3 protein-coding genes and 2 pseudogenes are annotated in these 4,799 nt (G+C 72.2%); all 5 read right to left on the reverse strand.

Going from position 1 to position 4,799, the window contains the following annotated elements:
* A pseudogene (locus tag GA0115240_RS36540) lies at positions 1-275 on the reverse strand (hypothetical protein); the annotation flags it as partial.
* A 101-nt stretch (positions 276-376) separates the two neighbouring features.
* Complete coding sequence (ruvX, locus tag GA0115240_RS01625) at positions 377-841, reverse strand: Holliday junction resolvase RuvX (protein WP_093734848.1); 465 nt, start codon at positions 839-841, stop codon at positions 377-379.
* A 74-nt stretch (positions 842-915) separates the two neighbouring features.
* Positions 916-3,587 (reverse strand): annotated as a pseudogene (alaS, locus tag GA0115240_RS01630) (alanine--tRNA ligase).
* On the reverse strand, positions 3,587-3,964 hold the full coding sequence (locus GA0115240_RS01635) for a DUF6167 family protein (protein WP_093734849.1): 378 nt from the start codon (positions 3,962-3,964) through the stop codon (positions 3,587-3,589). The pseudogene alaS and the gene GA0115240_RS01635 overlap by 1 nt, the downstream one beginning before the upstream one ends.
* A 13-nt stretch (positions 3,965-3,977) precedes the next feature.
* Entirely contained in the window at positions 3,978-4,415 is a 438-nt protein-coding gene (locus GA0115240_RS01640) for a DUF948 domain-containing protein (protein WP_093734850.1), read from the reverse strand.
* Between the last annotated feature and the right edge of the window lie 384 nt (positions 4,416-4,799).

The raw sequence follows: 4,799 nt of genomic DNA on the forward strand, positions 1-4,799 counted from the left end.
TGGGGCGGCTGCGGGTGCGCCGGGTACTGCTGCTGGGGCTGCGGCGGGTACTGCCCCTGCTGGGGGTACTGCCCTTGCGGGTAGCCCTGCTGCTGGGGGTACGGGGGCTGCTGACCGGGGGCATACGGATCCTGCCAGCCGCCGTCCTGCTGCTGGGGCTGCTGCGGCTGTTGAGGATGCTGCGGGTAGCCCTGCCCCTGTTCGTACACATCACCGAAGAGCGGGTCCTCGGGGTGCCACGGTTCGGAGCCGGAGCCCCGGCCATAGTCGGTCATCGATCCCCTTGGTGAGCGGTCGGCAAGAGCCTGCCGACCCTGCGAAACGGGCGGCACCCTGAGGGCGCCGCCGTGTCGCGCGGAACGTTACCGTATCGCGATCAGATGACTACTTCGACGCTCTCGCCCGGAGCTTTACCAGACACCCGTTCGGTCTCCAGGGCACTTTGCAAAATAATGACCGCTGCCGCCTGATCGATCACGGAGCGTCCCTTTTTCGCCTTGACGCCGGACGCACGCAGCCCGTGGGTGGCGGACACGGTGGTCATCCGCTCGTCCACCAGGCGCACCGGAACGGGTGCGATGACTTTCGCCACACTGTGCGCGAAGGCACGGACCTTGACCGCCGCCGGCCCCTCGGTGCCGTTGAGGGACCGGGGCAGGCCGACGACGACCTCGATCGGCTCGTACTCCGCCACGATCGCGGCGAGCCGGCGCAGCGCCGCCGGGACGTCCCGGCCGGGCACCGTCTCCACCGGAGTGGCGAGGATGCCGTCGGGATCGCAGGACGCGACCCCGATCCGGGCGTCCCCGACGTCCACGGCGATCCGGCGCCCGCGCCGCATCCCGGGCGCGGGCCCGGATCCGGGCCCGCTTTCCTGGCCGGCACCCGGCGGTCGGTCCGTCACGCCGGGGTCCGTCATGCCTTCTCGGCGACGAGCCGGCGCACGGCCTCGATCGCGTCCGGTACGGCCGACGGGTCCTGGCCGCCGCCCTGGGCCACGTCGTCCTTGCCGCCGCCCCCGCCGCCGAGGGTCTTGGCAGCGGTCCGCACCAGCTCGCCGGCCTTGATTCCGCGCTCGCGGGCCGCCTCGTTGGTGGCGATCACGGTGAGCGGACGGCCGTTCGCCACCGCGAACAGGGCGACCACGGCCGGGCGGCCCCCCGACACGCGCTGGCGGACGTCGAGCACCAGCCGGCGCAGGTCGTCGGCGCCGGTGCCGTCCGGCACCGCCGCGGTGACCAGGGCGAGGCCCTTGACGTCGGCGGCGGAGGCGGCCAGCCCGGCGGCCGCCTGCAGCACCTTCTCGCCGCGGAACTTCTCGATCTCCTTCTCGGCGTCCTTGAGCTTGGCGAGCATCGCGGAGATCTTGTCCGGCAGCTCGTCGGGGCGGCCCTTGACCAGCTCGGTGAGCTGCGCGACCACGGTGTGCTCCCGGGCCAGGAAGTTGTACGCGTCCACGCCGACCAGCGCCTCGACGCGGCGCACCCCGGAGCCGATCGAGGATTCGCCGAGCAGCTTGACCAGACCCAGCTGGGCGGTGTTGCCGACGTGGGTACCGCCGCACAGCTCCTTGGAGAAGTCGCCGATGGTCACCACCCGGACGTGCTCGCCGTACTTCTCGCCGAACTCGGCGATGGCGCCCTGCTTCTTGGCCTCGGCGATCGGCAGCACCTCGGCGGTGACGTCGAGTTCGCGGGCGAGTACCTCGTTGATCTTCTGCTCGACGTCGGTCAGGACGGTGCCGGGCACGGCGGTCGGTGACCCGAAGTCGAAGCGGAAGCGGCCCGGTGAGTTCTCCGAGCCGGCCTGCGCGGCGGTGGGGCCGAGCGCGTCGCGCAGCGCCTGGTGGGTCAGGTGGGTGGCGCTGTGCGCGCGGGCGATGGCCCGGCGGCGTACCAGGTCGATCTGGGCGTGCGCGGCCGCGCCCAGCGTGACCTCGCCGACCTGGACGATGCCCTTGTGCACGCTGACGCCCGGCACCGGCTGCTGCACGTCGCGCACCTCGACCACGGCGCCGGTGTCCAGCCGGATCCGGCCGGTGTCGGCCAGCTGGCCGCCGCCCTCGGCGTAGAACGGCGTGCGGTCCAGCACGACCTCGACCTCGTCGCCCTCGGTGGCGGCGGGCGAGGGCAGGCCGTCCACCAGCAGGCCGACGACCGTGGCCTCGTTGTTGTTCTCGGTGTAGCCGGTGAACACGGTGCCGCCGGAGCGGTCGGCGACCTCGCGGTAGGCGGACAGGTCGGCGTGGCCGGTCTTCTTGGCGCGGGCGTCGGCCTTGGCCCGGTCCCGCTGCTCCTTCATGAGCCGGCGGAAGGCGTCCTCGTCCACGGACAGGCCCTGCTCGGAGGCCATCTCCAAGGTGAGGTCGATCGGGAAGCCCCAGGTGTCGTGCAGCAGGAACGCCTGGGCGCCGGACAGCACGCTGCCGCCGCCGGCCTTGGTCTCGCTGACGGCGGTGTCGAGGATGTTCGTGCCGGCCCTGAGGGTCTTCAGGAAGGCGGCCTCCTCGGCCAGCGCCACCGTCTCGATCCGCTTGCGGTCGGTGAGCAGCTCCGGGTACTGCTCGCCCATGGTGGTGAGCACCACGTCGATGAGCGGGGCGGCGACCGGTTCGGTGGCGCCCAGCAGCCGCATGTTGCGGATGGCGCGGCGCATGATGCGGCGCAGTACGTAGCCGCGGCCCTCGTTGCCGGGCGTGACGCCGTCACCGATGAGCATCATCGAGGTGCGCATGTGGTCGGCGACGACCCGCAGCGCGACATCGGAGTCGTGGTCCCGGCCGTAGGGGACGCCGGTGAGCTCGGTGGCCTGGTCGATGACGACACGCAGGGTGTCGGTCTCGTACATGTTCTGCACGCCCTGCAGGATCATCGCGAGGCGTTCCAGGCCGAGGCCGGTGTCGATGTTCTGGGCGGGCAGGTCGCCGAGGATCGGGAAGTCGTCCTTGCCCTCGCCGGCGCCGCGCACGTACTGCATGAAGACCAGGTTCCAGATCTCCACGTACCGCTCGTCGTTGACCGCGGGGCCGCCCTCGACGCCGAACTCGGGGCCGCGGTCGTAGTTGATCTCCGAGCAGGGGCCGCAGGGCCCGGGCACGCCCATGGACCAGAAGTTGGGGCCCTTGCCCAGCCGCTGGATCCGCTCGGCCGGGACGCCGATGACATCGCGCCAGATGGTCTCGGCCTCGTCGTCCTCCTCGTAGACGGTGATCCAGAGCCGGTCGCCGTCCAGGCCGTAACCGCCCTTGTCCTGGGGCGAGGTGAGCAGCTCCCAGGCGTACTTGATGGCGCCTTCCTTGAAGTAGTCGCCGAAGGAGAAGTTGCCGCACATCTGGAAGAACGTGCCGTGCCGGGTGGTCTTGCCGACCTCTTCGATGTCCGGGGTGCGGACGCACTTCTGGACGCTGGTGGCACGCGCGAAGGGGGGCTTGGACCTCACCGAGGAAGTACGGCTTGAAGGGGACCAGTGCCGGCCGGGACCAGCAGCAGGGTCGGATCGTCGGCGATGAGGGACGCCGACGGCACGACGGTGTGCCCGCGCTCCTCGAAGAAGCGCAGCCAGCGGCGGCGGATTTCTGCCGACTCCATCAGTGTTCGTCCTTCCGGTTCTCAGGTCCGCGAGACGTCTCGTTCGCAGCGTCGTGCGTGATGCCCCGGCGCGGTGCCGGGAAGTCGGGGTCCTGCCCCGGCAGGACCCGGGCGCCCGTCCGGGCCGCGGGCAGGCCCGGGGTGTCGGTCTTGCCCCGCAGGCCGAGGGCGTCGTGGAGCTCGCCTTCGCGCTGCGTCATCCCGGCCTTCACGTCGTGCGCGAACAGCCGCAGCCGGGCGCCGGTCTCCAGCGCGCGGTCGGCGGCGGTGGCGGCCAGGCTGTCCGGGCTGAGCCGGCGCAGCGCGCGATTGACCTTGACGGTGGCCCAGACACCGGTAGTGGCGCCGGTGCAGAACCAGAACAGGCGGCGAAACATAGAACCTCAGCCCTCAGTCCTCGGTGCGGTTGCGGCGGCGGCCACGCCGGGCGGCGGGCACCACCTTGCCCTTGACGGTCCTGGCACGGGCGCGGCCGGCGTCGCCGGTCTGCAGACCGACCGCGCGCCGCACCCCGTAGCCGAAGGCGGCGACCTTCACCAGGGGACCGCCGAAGGCGGAGGCGACGGTGGAGGAGAGCGCGGAGGCGTTGGCGGTCACCTCGGCGACGTCCGAGGTGATGGTGTCGACCCGGTCGAGCTGGGTGTGGGCGGTGCGCAGCGCCTCGGATGCCTCGCCGAGCAGCGGCACGGCCTGCTCGGTGATCCCGGCCACCAGCTCGGTGGTGCGCTTGAGCGTCTGGGTGAGCCGGGCCAGTGCGACGGCGAGGAACGACACCAGGATCGCCCAGAAGACCGCCACGATCAGGCCGGCCACCTCTCCACCGGACACGCTGCCGCTCTCCTCGCTCTTGTCCTGTGTCCCACCGCGCCGATGGGACTCCCGACCTTATCGCGCCGGGCCTGCCCACCCGTAACGCACCGACGTGGCGGCGGCGCCGGCCGGCCCCCGCCGGCGGGGCCCGTCCTTAGCAGATCGGCGGCCGGCCCGGCACGCGGCTGTACGTTCCGCGTTCGGACCAGTACGCTCCGTGCACCATGGGTATGGCGGGCAACCTCCCGGCCGAGCTGACCGGTTTCGTCGGCCGCGCCGACGCACTGGCCGAGCTGGCGCGACTGCTGGCGGCCGGCCGGCTGGTCACGGTGACCGGCGCGGGCGGCGTCGGCAAGTCCCGGCTGGCGCTGCGGGCCGGCCGACGGCTCCAGGAGCGTTTCC

It is taken from the genome of Streptomyces sp. DvalAA-14 (assembly GCF_900091855.1).
Taxonomy (GTDB): Bacteria; Actinomycetota; Actinomycetes; order Streptomycetales; family Streptomycetaceae; genus Actinacidiphila.

Excerpts from the sequence above, each read along its gene's own strand:
- ruvX (WP_093734848.1), bottom strand. The coding sequence starts at position 841 with ATGCGGCGCGGGCGCCGGATCGCCGTGGACGTCGGGGACGCCCGGATC.
- GA0115240_RS01635 (WP_093734849.1), bottom strand. The coding sequence starts at position 3,964 with ATGTTTCGCCGCCTGTTCTGGTTCTGCACCGGCGCCACTACCGGTGTC.